The organism is Pseudomonas koreensis (genome assembly GCF_025447595.1).
In the GTDB taxonomy this organism is placed as follows: Bacteria; Pseudomonadota; Gammaproteobacteria; order Pseudomonadales; family Pseudomonadaceae; genus Aquipseudomonas; species Aquipseudomonas koreensis_H.
The window spans coordinates 741,870-758,628 of sequence record NZ_JAOEJU010000001.1 but is presented as its reverse complement, the minus strand read 5'-3'; the positions used below and the strand labels follow the sequence as shown (position 1 = coordinate 758,628).

The 16,759-nt window shown below is 57.4% G+C and carries 13 protein-coding genes; 5 read left to right on the top strand and 8 right to left on the bottom strand.

All coding sequences use genetic code 11. From position 1 onward, the window contains the following. Positions 1 to 14 precede the first annotated feature (14 nt). Positions 15 to 1,043 (bottom strand): LacI family DNA-binding transcriptional regulator, encoded by a 1,029-nt coding sequence (locus N8H71_RS03235; RefSeq protein WP_347710516.1) that lies wholly within the window; start codon positions 1,041 to 1,043, stop codon positions 15 to 17. 224 nt (positions 1,044 to 1,267) lie between these two features. Here N8H71_RS03235 and N8H71_RS03230 point away from each other — a divergent pair, with 224 nt between their 5' ends. The 3 genes from N8H71_RS03230 to N8H71_RS03220 all read left to right on the top strand — a co-directional run bounded on the left by N8H71_RS03230 (position 1,268) and on the right by N8H71_RS03220 (position 6,684). Continuing rightward, on the top strand, positions 1,268 to 2,113 hold the full coding sequence (locus N8H71_RS03230) for a hypothetical protein (protein WP_262192831.1): 846 nt from the start codon (positions 1,268 to 1,270) through the stop codon (positions 2,111 to 2,113). 115 nt (positions 2,114 to 2,228) lie between these two features. After that, positions 2,229 to 4,241: a hypothetical protein gene (locus N8H71_RS03225; protein WP_262192830.1), complete on the top strand. Its 2,013-nt coding sequence runs from the start codon at positions 2,229 to 2,231 to the stop codon at positions 4,239 to 4,241. A 199-nt stretch (positions 4,242 to 4,440) separates the two neighbouring features. Further along, positions 4,441 to 6,684, top strand: a complete 2,244-nt coding sequence (locus tag N8H71_RS03220) for an autotransporter outer membrane beta-barrel domain-containing protein (RefSeq protein WP_262192829.1) — start codon at positions 4,441 to 4,443, stop codon at positions 6,682 to 6,684. Positions 6,685 to 6,748: 64 nt separating this feature from the next. On the opposite strand, the gene N8H71_RS03215 is transcribed toward N8H71_RS03220, so the two are convergent. From N8H71_RS03215 to N8H71_RS03200, 4 genes are all read right to left on the bottom strand, one after another. Continuing rightward, positions 6,749 to 7,264, bottom strand: coding sequence for a hypothetical protein (locus N8H71_RS03215; protein WP_262192827.1), 516 nt, complete (start codon positions 7,262 to 7,264; stop codon positions 6,749 to 6,751). 130 nt (positions 7,265 to 7,394) lie between these two features. Then, positions 7,395 to 8,036, bottom strand: a complete 642-nt coding sequence (locus tag N8H71_RS03210) for a DUF1345 domain-containing protein (protein WP_262192826.1) — start codon at positions 8,034 to 8,036, stop codon at positions 7,395 to 7,397. Between the two features lie 180 nt (positions 8,037 to 8,216). Beyond that, positions 8,217 to 11,315, bottom strand: coding sequence for an efflux RND transporter permease subunit (locus N8H71_RS03205; protein ID WP_262192825.1), 3,099 nt, complete (start codon positions 11,313 to 11,315; stop codon positions 8,217 to 8,219). Positions 11,316 to 11,330: 15 nt separating this feature from the next. Then, positions 11,331 to 12,488 carry an efflux RND transporter periplasmic adaptor subunit gene (locus N8H71_RS03200; RefSeq protein WP_262192824.1) on the bottom strand — a complete coding sequence of 386 codons (1,158 nt, stop codon included), beginning with the start codon at positions 12,486 to 12,488 and terminating at the stop codon, positions 11,331 to 11,333. Positions 12,489 to 12,761: 273 nt separating this feature from the next. Here N8H71_RS03200 and N8H71_RS03195 point away from each other — a divergent pair, with 273 nt between their 5' ends. Both N8H71_RS03195 and N8H71_RS03190 read left to right on the top strand, forming a co-directional pair. Further along, positions 12,762 to 13,463, top strand: a complete 702-nt coding sequence (locus N8H71_RS03195) for a response regulator transcription factor (RefSeq protein ID WP_065261627.1) — start codon at positions 12,762 to 12,764, stop codon at positions 13,461 to 13,463. Positions 13,464 to 13,467: 4 nt separating this feature from the next. Beyond that, positions 13,468 to 14,769, top strand: a complete 1,302-nt coding sequence (locus N8H71_RS03190) for an ATP-binding protein (protein WP_262192822.1) — start codon at positions 13,468 to 13,470, stop codon at positions 14,767 to 14,769. Positions 14,770 to 14,800: 31 nt separating this feature from the next. Here the strand turns inward: N8H71_RS03190 and pncA are convergent, their stop codons facing one another. The 3 genes from pncA to N8H71_RS03175 are packed head-to-tail and all read right to left on the bottom strand — an operon-like array spanning position 14,801 to position 16,718. Continuing rightward, positions 14,801 to 15,427, bottom strand: a complete 627-nt coding sequence (pncA, locus tag N8H71_RS03185; protein WP_262192821.1) for a bifunctional nicotinamidase/pyrazinamidase — start codon at positions 15,425 to 15,427, stop codon at positions 14,801 to 14,803. Positions 15,428 to 15,477: 50 nt separating this feature from the next. Next, positions 15,478 to 16,236 (bottom strand): anti-sigma factor family protein, encoded by a 759-nt coding sequence (locus N8H71_RS03180; RefSeq protein WP_262192820.1) that lies wholly within the window; start codon positions 16,234 to 16,236, stop codon positions 15,478 to 15,480. Further along, complete coding sequence (locus tag N8H71_RS03175) at positions 16,233 to 16,718, bottom strand: RNA polymerase sigma factor (RefSeq protein ID WP_431768300.1); 486 nt, start codon at positions 16,716 to 16,718, stop codon at positions 16,233 to 16,235. The genes N8H71_RS03180 and N8H71_RS03175 overlap by 4 nt, the downstream gene beginning before the upstream one ends. Positions 16,719 to 16,759 lie beyond the last annotated feature (41 nt).

Sequence of the window (16,759 nt, the reverse complement as noted above, 5' to 3'; positions counted from 1 at the left end):
GCGAAGAGGCCACATCAGTCACCACAAAATCCACGGGTCGAACAGCGCTCAATAAGCACCGGCGCAAAATCCAGCGTCCGCGCCGCCTCATCATCCCCACGCAAACGCTTGAGCAAACACTCAAACGCCCGCGCACCAATCTCCTCTGTAGGCTGGGCGAGGGCAGTAATCCCGCTGCCCACCAACGGATACCAGTCCAGATCGTCCAGCGCGATCAGCCCGACATCCTCGAACAACCGGCAGCCAATCTCGCGTAAAGCCAGGGTGCAGGCGAGCGCCGCCACGCCATTGGCGCAGAACAGGGCTTTCGGGCCGTTATCAGGTGTGTTCAAAAAGGTTTGAAGATCATTCGCAAGACTCGAACCGGTTTCCAGCACTGCGCCATGCATGTCTTCGCGTTGGCCAATCTGCTGCTGAAAACTACTGACCCGCTCTATCCGTGAACTGGTGCCGTCGTAGGGTTCAGTCACCAGCAACACATCGCGATAGCCGCGTTGCTGAAGATGTTCCAGCGCCATCTCGATGGCTTGCGGGTTGTCCAGTCCGACCATGTCGCTGTCTAGCCCCTCGACCTTGCGATCCACCAGCACCATCGGCATTTCCCGCTTCAACTCATCCAGTTCATCCCGATGATGGCCCAGGGTATTCACGATCAGCCCTTCGATGTTGTACGAGCGCAACAGCGCCAGGTGCTGGCGTTCCTGCTCGTCATCGCGGTCGGTGTTGCACACCACCAGGCTGTAACCGTGCCGGCGGCAGGCGGTTTCCACGCCGTGCATCACGGCAATCGAATAAGGGTTGCGGATATCGGCCACCAGCATGCCGATCAGGCGCGTGCGGCCGCGTTTCAGGCCGCGGGCCATTTGATTGGGGCGATAGCCGAGTTCGGCAATTGCCTGCTCGATGCGCTGGGCGATGGCATCGGAGAGCAGGGCGCGGTCGTCACCAATGAAGCGCGAGACGCTGGCCTTGGACACGCCAGCGTGTTCGGCGACGTCGAGCATGGTCACGCGGCTGCGCTGGGCGGCGGAGAAATCATTCACAGTGGGTCTTCTTATTGTCTGAAACCGGTTTCAGGAGACACCAGGCGCCCCGTTCACGTCAAGTGAAGATGGCTTTGATTACGGGGGTAAAGTCAGACATATCCGATAGGCGGTAGAAATACCTGTCAGATCTGACAGTAGCTCAAAGCACTGAAAGCGCCCTTAATCTGTTCAGCAACAACAAGCGCCAGAGAGCAGAATTTCAGACTGAAAGGGGTGTTCAAATGTCATCCAGTGGGCCGCTGAATTTCAAGCCACCTCAAGTTATCGGGGTACTGGATCATTCACTGGATCCAGAGGGACATATTCCCTATGAGTTGCTTCCCAAAGGCATTGATGTGGAGGTCCCACTTTGGCCTTCCTATGCCACGCAGCCAGGGGAACGAGACAAACTCATTGTCCATTTTGAAAAAGTTGGGCAGGCACCTGTAGAAATCATAAATGAGTATCTTCCAGCGGATATACGGCCAGAGTTTGTCATTCATATTGGTCCAGAGCATTTGTTAAATGATGGCGTCGGCCAGCTATGGTATGAAGTTTATGATACTGCGGACCACCCGTCCTTTTCAGATCCCCGCAATTTGACAATCGATCACACCCCTATTGCCGATGAACTTGATGAGGCCGATTTTCGTGATGCAACCAAGTGGGGCTATGTTAGATGTGATACCGATCCGCCCATTTGGGAAGGTATTCGGGTTGATATTCCACCATTGAAAGAATTCAAAGTCGGCGATCGCTGTGAAACGCTCTGGAGAGGCTACCGTTCATTGAACGGTAGCGGTGTCGAGTTTGTTCGAGCTCGCTGGAAAGATGTGCGCAAAAGCTTGTCTGCGGAAGATATCGAAAGTGGATACGGCCTGACGGTTTTGCCCTACGAACCCCATATAAAACCAATGGATGATGAGTGTTCCGCGACAATTGTCTACCGGGTTTTTCGCGGTAAAAAGCTAGTGGGTATTTCAAAACTTGCAGTTCTGAAAATTGATCGAGTGATACCGGGTGTCGGTTTTTGCGGCCCGATCAGGCGTCCTTCCAAAGGGAAGGGTGAGGGCAAACAAAGAAAGTGAGTAATGAATTACTCTGAATGCCTGGTTGATGGATATTGATTTCATTTTGGGCAAGGGCGTGATGGTGAATGCTTGTTTATTGTTGCGCTATTTACTTTGATGGAGCGAGGCAATCATGAACGCGATAATTGAGAAAGCCAAGTTGTCGAGGAAAGCGGTACTTCAATCAAAAACCAATAGGGCAGATGGCGTACTGGCTGATCCCCCCCCAGCGCCTACTTTTCCCGCGCAGACTATTCCGGGTGATAAGCGAATTCCTATCGTGCATCTTGACAAGGAACTGGATTATCTGATCAGAAAGCCTTTGCTTGAGGATGAGGACGACGCAATTCAACCGCAGATTCGTAAAAAAGACACCACTACCTGGATCGATATTCTTCCTGGTCAGTTTTTGGAATTGGGACCGGTAGCGGATAGAGACTGGACTCAACCCTTTAAAATTGCGCAATCTTTTCTGAAAGAAGACCCCACTCCTGAAGAGCCGACGGAATGGTTCTTTCGCTACATTTTTTATGCGGGCGGTACAAACGATGTTGCGTCACTCGAGAGCTCCTTTGCCATTGACCGGACGCGTTACAACGTTGTCAAGACTCCGCCATCTGACCGTACACCAGGCGCACCTACCTGGCCTGCCGATCTGGGCCCCTTGGACCCAATTGATGAGGCATATCTCGAAGGCAAGTCCGGCATTGTCGTCAAGCCGTTTATCGCGGCTAATTACATGGCCAATGATGTTTTTGCCTGGTTCTTTGGACCATCTCCCGATCCTGGGCGCGACACGCCCGTTCTTGTCGGATCTTTGTCTGCCAATCAGGATGCCGAGATTCCCGCCGCTGTTTTCATAAATGCGGGTGATGGTCCCAATCGCCTGATCTACGTAAATACCGATGCGGCAGGTAATGTGGCGCGCACTTCGAATTTCAGCCAACGCAACGTGGTACACAAACCTGATCCTGATCCTGGTACGGTTAAGCCGCCAATTGTTACGTTGGCCAATGGTGACAATGGCGATAACCTGATTGACCGTGAAGACATGCTTTTTGATGCGAGAGGTGTCGAGATTGTAGTTGAAGTCCCAACTCCGAATTCTCCAGCAGACACGATCGTCGTTACTCTGCACAACGAACAAGTCGGAACTGAACAGAGAATCGGAGCTGCGACCGAACTTAAGTTTTATGCACCGCGTGCGTTGGTAGAGCAGATATATGGAAACACAGACGGTATCGTTCAGCGTACGGTGGCCTTCAAGATGTTTCGCGGTCTCAAGGAGCTGGCAACCGACAAGGTGGATATTGATATTGATATATCATTTGTCGGTGGAACCCTGCCAGCCCCAAGTCTGAGAACGACGGCGGGCAGTGACAACGAAATCCTGGAGTCCGATTATGGTGATGATGGCATACAGGCCAGTTTGGCGATGCCGGCGACTCCACCGACAGAAGAGGGTTGGTTGCTTGATTTTATTTTTGGCATTGAAACGTTCGCTACCGTACCCCTGACTGCCGGGCAGGCAGGTACAACCATTTCCGAAAAACTGCCGTGGTCGGTGGTGGAGGCACTAGGCGGTGGATCGACACACGTTCTACGCTGTGAACTCTATGTGCCCGGCGGTACCAATAGAAACAAGTCCGGAAATCAGGATATTCCTGTAGAACCCTTTCCGATTCAAATGGACGCGCCGGAGATACTCCATCTTGCAGGCCCGGTCCGAAGAATCGGATGTCCGACTCTGAACTTCCCTACTGCTACAAACCCTGGCGATGGCACCCCACGGCGAAACTTGCTGGTGCGTGTATTGCCGAACGCATTCACCGTGAATGGCGAAGAAATTACGTTGAAATATATCGCCTATCCAAAAGATGATGCGTCAACACCCATTCCCGGTACAGATGCTGAAGCCACATTTCAGATATCAGGTACTTTTCCCACTGATGGGATTGTTATCGGAATTGGCGATTATGAAGAGGATTTCAAACCTGCTCACCAGGCATTGGGCCATGTCTGGTATGTAATTTCGCGAGGTGGGCCAGGCCAAAACCTTACACCTGATTCAGCAGTGGCCATCCGAGAGCTGGATCTGGATGACAGCGAAGGGCGGTTCTGCGAAGAGTTTGTACCGACCCCTTAGCGATCACGACTACGGGCGGCGAGGATAAAAAACTCGCCGCTTTGTTTTTCGTCCTTCCGAGAAAGTCTTGATGAATATTCCTCGGTAAATAGAGATTAATCCTACATAAATATTTGAATAATCCGGATAGTTTGCCAGCCCGCGATTGGTCGGCCGCCTTTAAGGAAGGCCACTAGCGTTAATCCTGCAGGTGACAATTATGTGGAAGAAAGTGGCAACCAACTCAAAAAATCCGTTCTTCAGAACCGTTTTAAGTACATCGCTGTTTTCCGTGTGTATTTCATCGGTGTCCGCAGCCCCGGTTGTCGGTAGGGATGAAACCGTAAGCGGTGGTACCCCGGAATCCTGGGATCTCAGCCAGGGCGCCAGGTTAACGGTCAATGGTGCGCAGACGCTTCAGATCACCTCTGACAGTTCTATCCTCAACGTCAACGCTGGCAGTACAACCCAACAGATATCTGCGCGAAACGATTCCAAGGTCAATCTGAACGGCGCAACCGTTGTCGGTACGCGCGGACTGGCCGCTGTTCTTCTGAGCAACAGTGACGCCACGATCGATAACAGCACGATCACTGGCAATCGCATTGGGCTTCAAGCGATTCGTGACCTTACTACGCAGATTGGCTCTCACGTCACCGTTGCCAACAACAGCACGATCAGCGGTGCTCTGGGCGGAGCGCTGGTGAGTGCTTTCAGTACCCTTGATCTGGTCGACTCGACACTGATCGGCACTGGAGCCACCAGTTACGGGCTTCGATTGCGCAGCGGCCAGGCATCTGCGACGGGTAGCACGATAGTGGGCGGGCAGGAAGGTGTCGTGATCGATCTGGATCCCAACGAAGTCCGACCCGCGGTCCTGAATATTGAAAACACTACCGTCCAGGGGCAAACCGGATCGGCCATTTTGGTTGACTTTGCCAATGCGTCAGACTCGACAGCCACCGTTTCACTTACCCGGGCTCGCTTACTCGCGGGCAACGGCACATTGCTTGACGTAAAGGGCGGAGCGAATACTTCACTATTGGTCAACGACAGCCAACTGGCAGGCAACATTGTCTCGGAGCAGGGCAGCACGACACATTTGACACTTCAGAACAATTCCACCTTGACAGGTCATTTGGAAAACGTCGCCAGCGCTACCGTCAATGACACGTCGAGTTGGGTCATGGTCGGCAATGGCAGCATTGAACAATTGACGCTTAACAACGGTGGCTCGGTGGTGTTCGGCGGCAACGATGCGTTCTACCAGTTGAACGTGGGCTCGCTATCCGGTAACGGTCGGTTTGTGATGGGCACTGATTTCGCCACCGGGCAGACCGATTTGTTGAACGTCACTGGCAATGCCAGTGGGACGCACGAGTTATTGATTGCGAGCAGTGGCGTTGATCCGGCGGCTGGGCAACCTATCCGCGTCGTCCAGACCGCTGGAGGCGACGCGCAGTTTTTCATGAAACGCGATGTCGATCTGGGTACTTATTCTTACGGTGTGGCAAAAAATGGCAATGACTGGATCCTTGATCCCAGCACCCGGACGGTAAGCCCGGGGGCGAGGTCAGTTCTCGCCTTGTTCAATACCCCCTCGACAATTCTGCTCGGAGAACTCGCACCCTTGCGTACGCGTATGGGGGAATTGCGTTTCAATGGCGGTCGTGCCGGCGCCTGGGGTCGCACTTACGGCAATAGATACAATGTCGCCGATGGTTCTGGCGTGGGTTATAAGCAAACTCAGCAAGGTTTCACCCTGGGGGCAGATGCTGCAATTGGCGACTCCCAGTGGTTGGTGGGTGCAATGGCTGGTTACAGCAAATCCTTCCTTGATCTTGATGCCGGAACTTCAGGAAAGATCGACAGTTACTATCTGGGCACTTACGCGACCTGGCTCGACGCGGTTTCCGGCATTTATTTCGATGGTGTTTTGAAAGCCAACCGTTTTCGTAACGAGGCGAAAGTGAGCCTGAGCGACGGCAAGCGTGCAAAAGGTGACTATGAAAACACAGGAATTGGTGGATCAATCGAGGTAGGTCGCCATATACCGCTTGGCGATGGTGTGTATGTCGAGCCTTTCACCCAATGGTCTGCGTCCGTGGTTCAGGGTAAAAACTTTTCCCTCGATAACGACTTGCAAGCTGAAGGCGATCGTATGCATTCCTTTATCGGCGAGGCAGGCGCAACGATTGGTCGTAATATTGAACTGGAGAGCGGTCGAGTCCTGCAGCCGTATCTGCGCGCCAGTTGGGCGCACGAATTCGCCAAAAACAATAAGGTCGAAGTCAACAACAATGTCTTCAACAATGACCTGTCGGGGTCACGATTGAAGTTGGCTACGGGCCTTGCCATGACGCTGACGAAAAATCTTCATGTGCATGCCGATTTTGATTACAGCAATGGCCGCAATATCGAACAGCCATTGGGCGTGACTATCGGTGGACGTTATGATTGGTAAGTGCTGACAATGATTGCAGAAAAAAGGAAGCCATGAGGCTTCCTTTTTTACTTTATGCGAGTAGTCATGCGACGCGTTTATGCTGGTGGGTACTGTACTTCACAAGTCTGTTGATCGCTTCGAATTTCACATTGATTTTAAGCGAAACCGGTGTTTCACCCTCTCTGTATTCAACAATCGCGTCTTTCAATTCGCCGCTTAGGACGCCGGTGATCGAATCGAATTTAAAATCTACTTTTCCACTTGCTTGTGAGTAGAGGTAAGCCTCTGTGCCACTTTTATTGAAAACATAAGTCAATCTGACTTGCGTCTGTTCGGGAGTCAGCTCGTACTCGCCATCAGCCGCTTCTTCGGAGACAGAAAGAGTGATTTCTTTCGTAGCAGACTGCTGTACGTCGCGATGACGGGCAAACATTTGAAGGGCCTTACCATGTGGCGGTTCGTATTGTTCTGAGGTGAGCTCAACCAACGTTGCCTTGAACGTCTCAGTGTCGTTCAGCTTCCCTTCGCACATTCCTGCGCGGGCAGCCTGCCGGGTTTTGAGCATTTTCGCGTTCATCGAAATAATCTCCATAGTCATCACAAAGTATCCCGCTTTATAAAGACTACCCTCGGGATGAACTATCAAACTGCGAAAGGGATGCACTGTAAACTGTCAGAGTTGACAGTTTACAGTGCGTCGATTATGTGTTTTTTATCCGACGCACTGATCAGCCAAACAACCCAGCTGCAATATTGATTGAAAACCCCAGAATCGCCGTATTGAACACAAACCCGATCAACGACTGCGCCAGCACGATCTTGCGTATTTCCCGCGTTGCCACGCCGACATCTGCCGTCTGAACGGCCACGCCGATGGTGAACGAGAAGTACAGAAAGTCCCAATAGTTGGGCGTGGTCAGGCCTTCGGCAAAGCGCAGCGCCGGCTCCTTGCCGTCCCAGGTGTAAAACAGCCGGGCGTAGTGGACGCAGAAGATCACCCCGATCAGCAGCCATGAGCCGATCACCGTCAATGCAGTAAAACCGTAGTGCAGGAGTTTGCTTGTGGCTTCCAGATCCTTGCTGCCAGCCAGCTCGACGGTAATGGTCGCCAGGCTGGCCAAAGCGGCGATGCAGACGACGAACAGCACCAGCCCGGCATTTTCATCCTCGACTTCGGCAATGCGTTTGACGTCCGGCGCTTTGGCGCGGATGGTCAGCCAAAGCATCAGGATCAAGTACGTCCAGACCCCGGCGTTCCAGCCGATGAGGATTTTGCTGATGACAGATTCCGCCGGGGCCAGGAGGCCGGCGGCAAGGCCGACCAACGCGGCAGCGGAGAGGCGAGGGTGGGTGCGGGCGAGGAAGCGCATGGGGACTCGATGGGCCAGGGTGTTCAAACACCTTAGCCCAGCGATGGCAGGTCTGACCATAACGCTGGATGTTTGCAAATCCCTGTGGGAGCGAGCTTGCACGCGAATGCGTCCGGTCAGCCAACACCCACTTTGAATGTGTCGACGCTTTCGCGAGCAAGCTCGCTCCCACATTTGAGATCAGTGGGGCTTGGTGAATCGTTGTACGAGCTTTATGACGACAACGAAGAACACCGGTACAAAGATCACCGCCAACGTGGCGGTAATCATCCCGCCAATCACCCCGGTACCAATCGCCTGCTGGCTCGCCGAACTCGCGCCCGTGGCAATCGCCAGGGGCACCACACCCAGAATGAACGCCAGCGAAGTCATGACAATCGGCCGCAACCGCAGACGCGCCGCTTGCAACGTGGCATCAATCAGGTCATGACCTTCGTCATACAGGCTCTTGGCAAACTCGATGATCAGGATCGCGTTTTTCGCCGACAGGCCGATGATGGTGATCAGCCCGACCTTGAAGAACACGTCGTTGGGCATCCCGCGCAAGGTCACTGCCAGCACCGCGCCGAGTACACCCAGCGGTACAACGAGCAGCACGGAAGTCGGAATCGACCAGCTCTCGTACAACGCCGCCAGACACAGGAACACGATCAGCAGCGACAGTCCGAGCAGGATCGGCGCCTGACTGCCGGACAAACGTTCCTGCAGCGACAGACCGGTCCATTCCTGACCCAGGCCTTTCGGACCTTGAGCCACCAGCCGTTCGATTTCCGCCATGGCTTCGCCAGTGGTATGTCCGGGCGACGGTTCGCCGGAAATCGCGATGGCCGGGTAGCCGTTGTAGCGGGTCAATTGCGCCGGGCCCTGAGTCCATGTGGCTCGCACGAACGCCGACAACGGCACCATCTTCCCGACCTCGTTGCGGACATGCATTTTCAACAAGTCATCGACCTGACTGCGACGGTCGCCTTCGGCCTGTACGACAACGCGTTGCATCCGCCCCTGATTGGGGAAGTCGTTGACGTACGAGGAGCCAACGGCAGTGGACAACACATTGCTGATGTCAGCGAAAGAAACACCCAGTGCGTTGGCTTGCTCGCGATCGACTTCCAGCTGCACTTGCGGTGCTTCGGCCAGTGCACTTTCGCGTACGTTCATCAGGATCGGACTTTCTTCGGCGTCATGCAGCAATTCGGTTCGCGCCTGCATCAGCGCGGCATGGCCGAGGCCGCCACGGTCCTGCAGGCGGAACTCGAAACCGCTGGACGTACCGAGTCCGTCCACGGGCGGCGGCAGTACGGCGAACGCCACGGCGTCCTTGATCTGGCTCAGGGCTATGTTGGCGCGGTCGGCAATCGAGCTCGCTGAATCGTCGCTGCCACGTTGCGACCAGTCCTTGAGCGTGGTGAACGCCAGCGCGGCGTTCTGCCCGCTGCCGGAGAAACTGAAACCAAGGATCACGGTGCTGTCGCCCACACCCGGCTCTCCGGCGTTGTGCGCTTCGATCTGCTCGACCACCTGCACCGTGCGGTTCTTGCTCGCACCGGGCGGCAGTTGAATGTCGGTGATGGTGTAGCCCTGGTCTTCGACTGGCAGAAACGAGGAAGGCAGGCGCGCGAAGCACAGACCCAGACCCACCAGCAGCACAACATAGATCAGCAGATAGCGCCCGGTGCGTTTCAGCGCGTAACCGACCCAACCTTGATAGCGATCGGTCAGTCGCTCGAAACGGCGGTTGAACCAGCCGAAGAATCCGGTTTTTTCGTGGTGTTCTCCCTTGGCGATGGGCTTGAGCAAGGTTGCGCACAGCGCCGGGGTCAAGGTCAGGGCGAGGAAGGCCGAGAACAGGATCGAGGTGGCCATCGACAGCGAGAACTGCCGGTAAATCACGCCCACCGAGCCCTGCATGAACGCCATCGGAATGAACACCGCCACCAGCACCAGCGTGATGCCGATGATCGCGCCGGTGATTTGATTCATCGCCTTGCGCGTCGCTTCTTTGGGCGACAGGCCTTCGGTGGCCATGATCCTTTCGACGTTCTCCACCACCACAATGGCGTCGTCCACCAGAATGCCGATGGCCAGCACCATGCCGAACATCGTCAGTACGTTGATCGAGAAACCCAGCGCGAGCATGGTCGCGAAGGTGCCCATCAGCGCTACCGGCACCACCAGCGTCGGGATCAGCGTGTAGCGGATGTTCTGCAGGAACAGGAACATCACCGCGAACACCAGCAACATCGCCTCGCCGAGGGTGTAGACCACTTTGGTGATCGAGACCTTCACGAACGGCGAAGTATCGTAGGGGATCTTGTATTCCACGCCGGCCGGGAAGTAGCGCGACAGTTCATCCATCTTCGCCCGGATCAGCGTTGCGGTGCTGAGGGCGTTGGCGCCCGGCGACAGCTGCACGCCGACGGCGGTGGACGGCTTGCCGTTCAGACGCGTGCCGAACTGGTATTCCTGGCTGCCGATCTCGACCCGCGCCACATCCTTGATGCGTACCGTGGAGCCGTCCGGATTGGCCTTGAGCACGATGTCGGCGAACTCTTCCGGCGTCGACAGTTGTCCCTTGACCAGTATCGTCGCGGTGATTTCCTGAGTGTTCGGGCTCGGCAGGTCACCAATGCTGCCTGCGGAAACCTGAGCGTTCTGCGCAACGATGGCGGCGTTGACGTCGGCCGGCGTGAGGTTGAAACCGATCAGCTTCTGCGGATCGATCCAGATCCGCATCGCCCGCTCGGCGCCATACAGCTGCGCCTTGCCGACGCCGTCGATGCGCTTGATCTCGTTCATCACGTTACGCGCCAGGTAATCGCTGAGCGCCACGTCGTCGAGCTTGCCGTCGCTGGAGGTCAGGGTGATCAGCAACAGGAAACCGGCGGAGACTTTCTCCACCTGCAAACCTTGCTGATTGACCGCTTGCGGCAGGCGCGACTCGACCACTTTCAAGCGGTTTTGCACGTCAACCTGCGCCAGTTCCGGGTTGGTGCCCGGCTGGAACGTGGCCTTGATCGTGGCGCTGCCGAGGCTGCTCTGCGATTCGAAATACAGCAGGTGATCGGCGCCGTTGAGCTCTTCCTCGATCAGGCTGACCACGCTTTCGTCGACGGTCTGCGCCGAGGCGCCCGGGTACACGGCATAGATTTCGATCTGCGGCGGCGCGACGTCGGGGTATTGCGCCACCGGCAATTGCGGGATGGCCAGCGCACCGGCCAACAGGATGAACAACGCGACGACCCAGGCGAACACCGGGCGGTCGATAAAGAACTGCGGCATAGAAGAGCGTCCTGCTTACTGACCAGAGGTCTGGGCAAGTGGAAGAGGGGTGTCGTCGATCTGCACCACTTCACCCGGACGGGCGTGTTGCAGGCCTTCGATGACGATGCGATCGCCGGGCTTGAGGCCGCCAGTGACGATCCAGCGGTCGTTCTGCACCGCGCCAAGCTGAACCGGCTGCTGGGCGACGCGCATCTGATCGTCGACGGTCAGCACCTGAGCCACGCCGGCGCTGTCACGCTGTACGGCGCGTTGCGGAACGCTCAGACCGTGCTGGATCACGCCTTGTTCGAGACGCACACGAACAAAACTGCCGGGCAGCAGATCGAGGTCCGGGTTGGGGAACTCGCTGCGCAGAATGATCTGGCCGGTGCCCGGATCGACTGTGATGTCGCTGAACAGCAATTTGCCGGGTAACGGATAGGCACTGCCATCATCCTGGATCAGTGTGGCCTTGACCTGATCCTGGCCGACCTGTTTCAACTGCCCGGAACGGAAGGCCCGACGCAGTTCGTTGAGTTCGCGGGTCGACTGGGTGACGTCGGCGTGGATCGGATTCAATTGCTGGATCAGCGCCATGGGTGTGGTTTCGTTCTGGCCGACCAGCGCGCCTTCGGTCACCAGAGCGCGACCGACGCGGCCGGAAATCGGCGCGGTGACGGTGGCGTAACCAAGGCTGAGTCTGGCTCGTTCGACGGCTGCCTTGCTGGCGGCGACATCGGCGGCGGTTTGCCGGGCGTTGGCGCGGGCGTTGTCGTAATCCTGAGCGCTGATGGCTTTATCGTCGATCAACTGGGCGTAGCGCTGTTCCTGCAACTTCGCCTGGAACGCATTGGCCTCGGCCTTGCGCAGGGCGGCTTCGGCGCTGTCCAGATCAGCCTTGAACGGTGCCGGATCGATGCGAAACAGCACGTCGCCCTTTTTCACGTCGCTGCCTTCGCGGAAAGTACGTTGCAGTACGACCCCGGCCACCCGGGCGCGGACTTCGGCGATCCGTGGCGCGGCAATGCGCCCGCTCAGTTCGCTGCTGATCGACAGGGGGCGCGCCTCGAGGGTTTCGACTCGTACGGTGGCCGGCGGTGCCTGTTCTTCGGCGTTCGAGGGTTTATCACACCCACTCAGCGTCAGCGCCAATGCGATCAGACCGAGCCCGGCCAGCAGATTCTTCGACATGTACAACCCCCAATATTGATGTCCGCATCCTACGGACACTGGCCGAGGGTAGCGGTGAAGCTTTGTAGCTGCTGTGTGAAATTGTGTAAGGGTTTTGCTCAGGGACGAGTGAGGGCGTATATCCTTCACGCCTTGAATTATTTCGTGACTGTTAAGCCGCTTTCGCGAGCAAGCTCGCTCCCACAGGTTTTGTGAACGACACAAATTCAATGTGGGAGCGAGCTTGCTCGCGAAGAGGTCCTGACAAACACCACTGCAATATCTGGATCATCAATGCCCAACATTCTTCTGGTCGAAGACGACACCGCTCTCGCCGAACTGATCTCCAGTTACCTCGAACGTAACGGTTACTCCGTCAGTGTGATCGGCCGTGGCGACCATGTGCGCGAACGGGCGCGGCTCAATCCGCCGGACCTGGTGATTCTCGACCTGATGCTGCCAGGCCTGGATGGCTTGCAGGTTTGTCGGCTGTTACGGGCCGATTCGGCCACGCTGCCGATTCTGATGCTCACCGCCCGCGACGACAGCCACGATCAGGTGCTGGGCCTGGAAATGGGCGCCGACGATTACGTCACCAAACCTTGCGAGCCGCGAGTCCTGCTGGCGCGGGTCCGTACTTTGTTGCGCCGCAGCAGCCTCGGCGAACCGATGACCGCCAACGACCGCATCCTGATGGGCAATCTGTGCATCGACCTGTCGGAGCGCACCGTGACCTGGCGCGATCAACCGGTCGAGCTGTCCAGCGGCGAATACAATCTGCTAGTGGTGCTGGCCCGGCATGCCGGCGAAGTGCTGAGCCGCGACCAGATCCTGCAACGCCTGCGCGGCATCGAGTTCAACGGTACCGACCGTTCGGTGGACGTGGCGATCTCCAAGCTGCGGCGCAAGTTCGACGACCACGCCGGCGAGGCGCGCAAGATCAAGACGGTGTGGGGCAAGGGTTATCTGTTCAGCCGTTCCGAGTGGGAATGCTGAGCCGATGTTCAGAATCCTGTTTCGCCTGTATCTAGTGACGATCGTCTCCTACAGCGCGGCGATCTATCTGGTCCCGGATCTGGTGGTGATGGCGTTCAGGGATCGTTTTGTGACTTACAACCTCGATTACTCCCGTGGACTGCAATCGCTGATCACCAAGCAGTTTCGTGCGGTGCCGCAGGATCAGTGGCCAGAACTGGCGGCATCCATGGACAAGGACTTCCAGCCGCTGCACATCGTGCTGGCGCGCATCGATGACGCTGATTTTTCGGCGATCGAGCAAGAGCGTCTGCGTCGTGGCGAAAATGTGGTGCGTATCGGCGACTGGGGCTGGCGTACCCTGGCGGTGACGCCTCTGGACGACCAGACAGCGGTGCAAATGGTGGTGCCGCCGGATCCGATGGACGTGAATCTGTTGTACTGGAGCATCAACGTGCTGATCGGCGCGAGTCTGCTGGCGTGCCTGTTGCTGTGGTTTCGTCCGCACTGGCGCGATCTGGAGCGTCTGAAGGGCACCGCTGAGCGTTTCGGCAAGGGGCATTTGAGCGAGCGCACGCAGATTGGATCGAGTTCGAATATCGGCAGTCTGGCCAACGTATTCGACACCATGGCTGGCGACATCGAAAACCTGCTCAACCAGCAGCGGGATCTGCTCAACGCCGTGTCCCATGAATTGCGCACGCCGCTGACCCGCCTGGACTTCGGCCTGGCGCTGGCGCTGTCCGATGACTTGCCGCAAACCAGCCGCGAACGATTGCAAGGGCTGGTCGCGCACATTCGTGAACTCGATGAATTGGTGCTGGAGTTGCTGTCCTACAGTCGCCTGCAGAATCCCGCGAAGTTGCCGGAGCAGGTCGAAGTGTCGCTGGACGAGTTCATCGACAGCATTCTGGGCAGCGTCGACGAAGAACTCGAATCCCCGGAAATCGTCATTGATGTGCTGCTGCACAATCAGCTGGAGCGCTTCACTCTCGATCCCCGTCTGACGGCCCGTGCGATTCAGAACCTGTTGCGCAACGCCATGCGCTATTGTGAAAAACGCATTCAGATCGGTGTGCAGGTCTGCCCCAAAGGCTGTGAGATCTGGGTGGATGACGACGGCATCGGCATTCCGGAAGACGAGCGGGAGCGGATTTTCGAACCGTTCTATCGGCTGGATCGCAGCCGCGATCGGGCCACTGGCGGGTTTGGTCTCGGGCTGGCGATCAGCCGTCGTGCGCTGGAAGCGCAGGGCGGGACGTTGACCGTGGAAAGTTCGCCGTTGGGTGGGGCGCGGTTCAGGCTTTGGCTGCCAACCCCCATTTAACGATCAGTGCGCTGGGCGGGAACGGGCATCATCAGAGCAGTTCAGTCGACTGGATCAGTCCAACCCCCGCCACCTGCATCCGCTCGATCGCCGACGCCAGCGATCCATTCAAGTCAATCGCCCGACATGCATCCAGCACCACAAACGCGTTGAACCCCGCCGCCCGCGCATCCAGCGCGGAGAACATCACGCAAAAATCCAGCGCCAGGCCGACCATGTACACCGTGTCGATCCCGCGCTCCTTCAGGTAACCGGCCAGACCTGTGGTGGTGACGCGATCCGCCTCCAGAAACGCCGAATAGCTGTCGATGTCCGGGTTGCAGCCCTTGCGGATGATCAGTTGCGCATGGGGCAGATCGAGCCCCGAGTGAAACTCGGCACCGCGTGAACCCTGAATGCAATGGTCCGGCCAAAGCGTCTGCTCGCCATAAGGCAGTTGAATCACGTCGTACGGCTGGCGGCCAGGGTGGCTGGACGCAAACGAAGCATGCCCGTCCGGATGCCAGTCCTGAGCGATGACCACTTGCTTGAACTGCCCGGCGAGCCGGTTGATCAGTGGAACGATCAGGTCACCTTCGGGCACGGCCAACTGGCCGCCGGGGATGAAGTCGTTCTGCACGTCGATGACCAGCAGGGCTGTGCGTGGCGAAATCGGCATAAATCCATCCTTCCTGGGAAATCACTCGAGCAGCATAGTGACAAAATTCTTTAAACGTTCAGCCGGGTCTTAAACATTTTCGCCATGTCTTCCAGCTCGGAAGCCGGGTGATGGCCGATCAGCATCCAGGCGTGTTCACGCTCGGTCCAGTACACCACGTTCATCCCGTGCTGGCGTTCATGGGCCAGCGGTTGGCTGCCGCTGTTGGTGCGCGTGACGCACAGTGCCAGCGGGCCGTGGGTGGCGTCGAGCCAGGTCATCTGGGCGATGGGCACGCCGTCGTATTCAAGTAACTGCGCGCGTTTGAACTGCGCGCCGGGCAGTTTCAGTTTCGCCGGCGACAGGCTCACGCCCAGCCGCGCATCGACGTTTCGCAACTGCGCCAGTTGCGAGGCCTCGTCGGTGGGCAGATGTTCGAGGGTCTGCGGCACATATAGCGCCATGTAATCGCCCACCAGTTCGCGCCAGTTGTGCGATTGCTGCATTTGCCAGGCCATGAGCAAGCGGTCCGCCGCGACACCCGCGAGTGCGGCGCCCGCTGCCGCCGCGCCGATGAACCAGCGTCGGCTGAAACCGGGCTTCTGCGGTGATGGCGCGGCATCGAGCCGGGCCTGCAAACGGTCGAGCGGTGCCTGTTGCGCCAGTTCGTCGTAGGCCGCTTTGAACGGCAGATTGCTGCGGCTCAGCCACTGCACTCGCAGGCTCAGCAGCGGATCGTCGGCGATGAGGCTGTCGAGTTGGTCGCGCTGATCGCGGTCCAGTTCATCGTCCAGATACGCCACCAGTTGCTCGTCGGAAGGCGCATTCATTGCCGGTCTCCTGCGGGGGTGTTCGGTACCGCTTGCAGCGGCGGGTATTCGGCCAGTTTCAAGCGCGCTATGGCCAGCCGGCTCATGACCGTGCCGATCGGCACTTGCAGGATCTCGGCGACCTCGCGGTAGGACAGGCCTTCGACGTAGGCGAGATACACCGTTTCGCGCTGGGTTTCGGGTAACGCATCGACCCGGCGGATCACCTGCGCTGCCATCACATGAGTCTGCGCGGCGTATTCGCCATCGAACGTCAGCTGGCTTTCGGCGTCCGTCACGCCCTGGCCCTGGCGCACGCGACGGGCGCGCACTTCGTTGAGCCAGATCGAATGCAGAATGCTCAGCAGCCAGCGATCCATGCGCGTGCCGGCCACGTACTGGCCCGAACGTTCGAGCGCCCGCACGCAGGTGGCTTGCACAAGATCCTCGGCCACATGCCGGTTGCGCGACAGCAGCAAGCCGTAGCGCCACAGGCGCGCCAGGTGTTGCCCGAGTTCGGCTCTGAAGGCCTGATCGCTGAAAA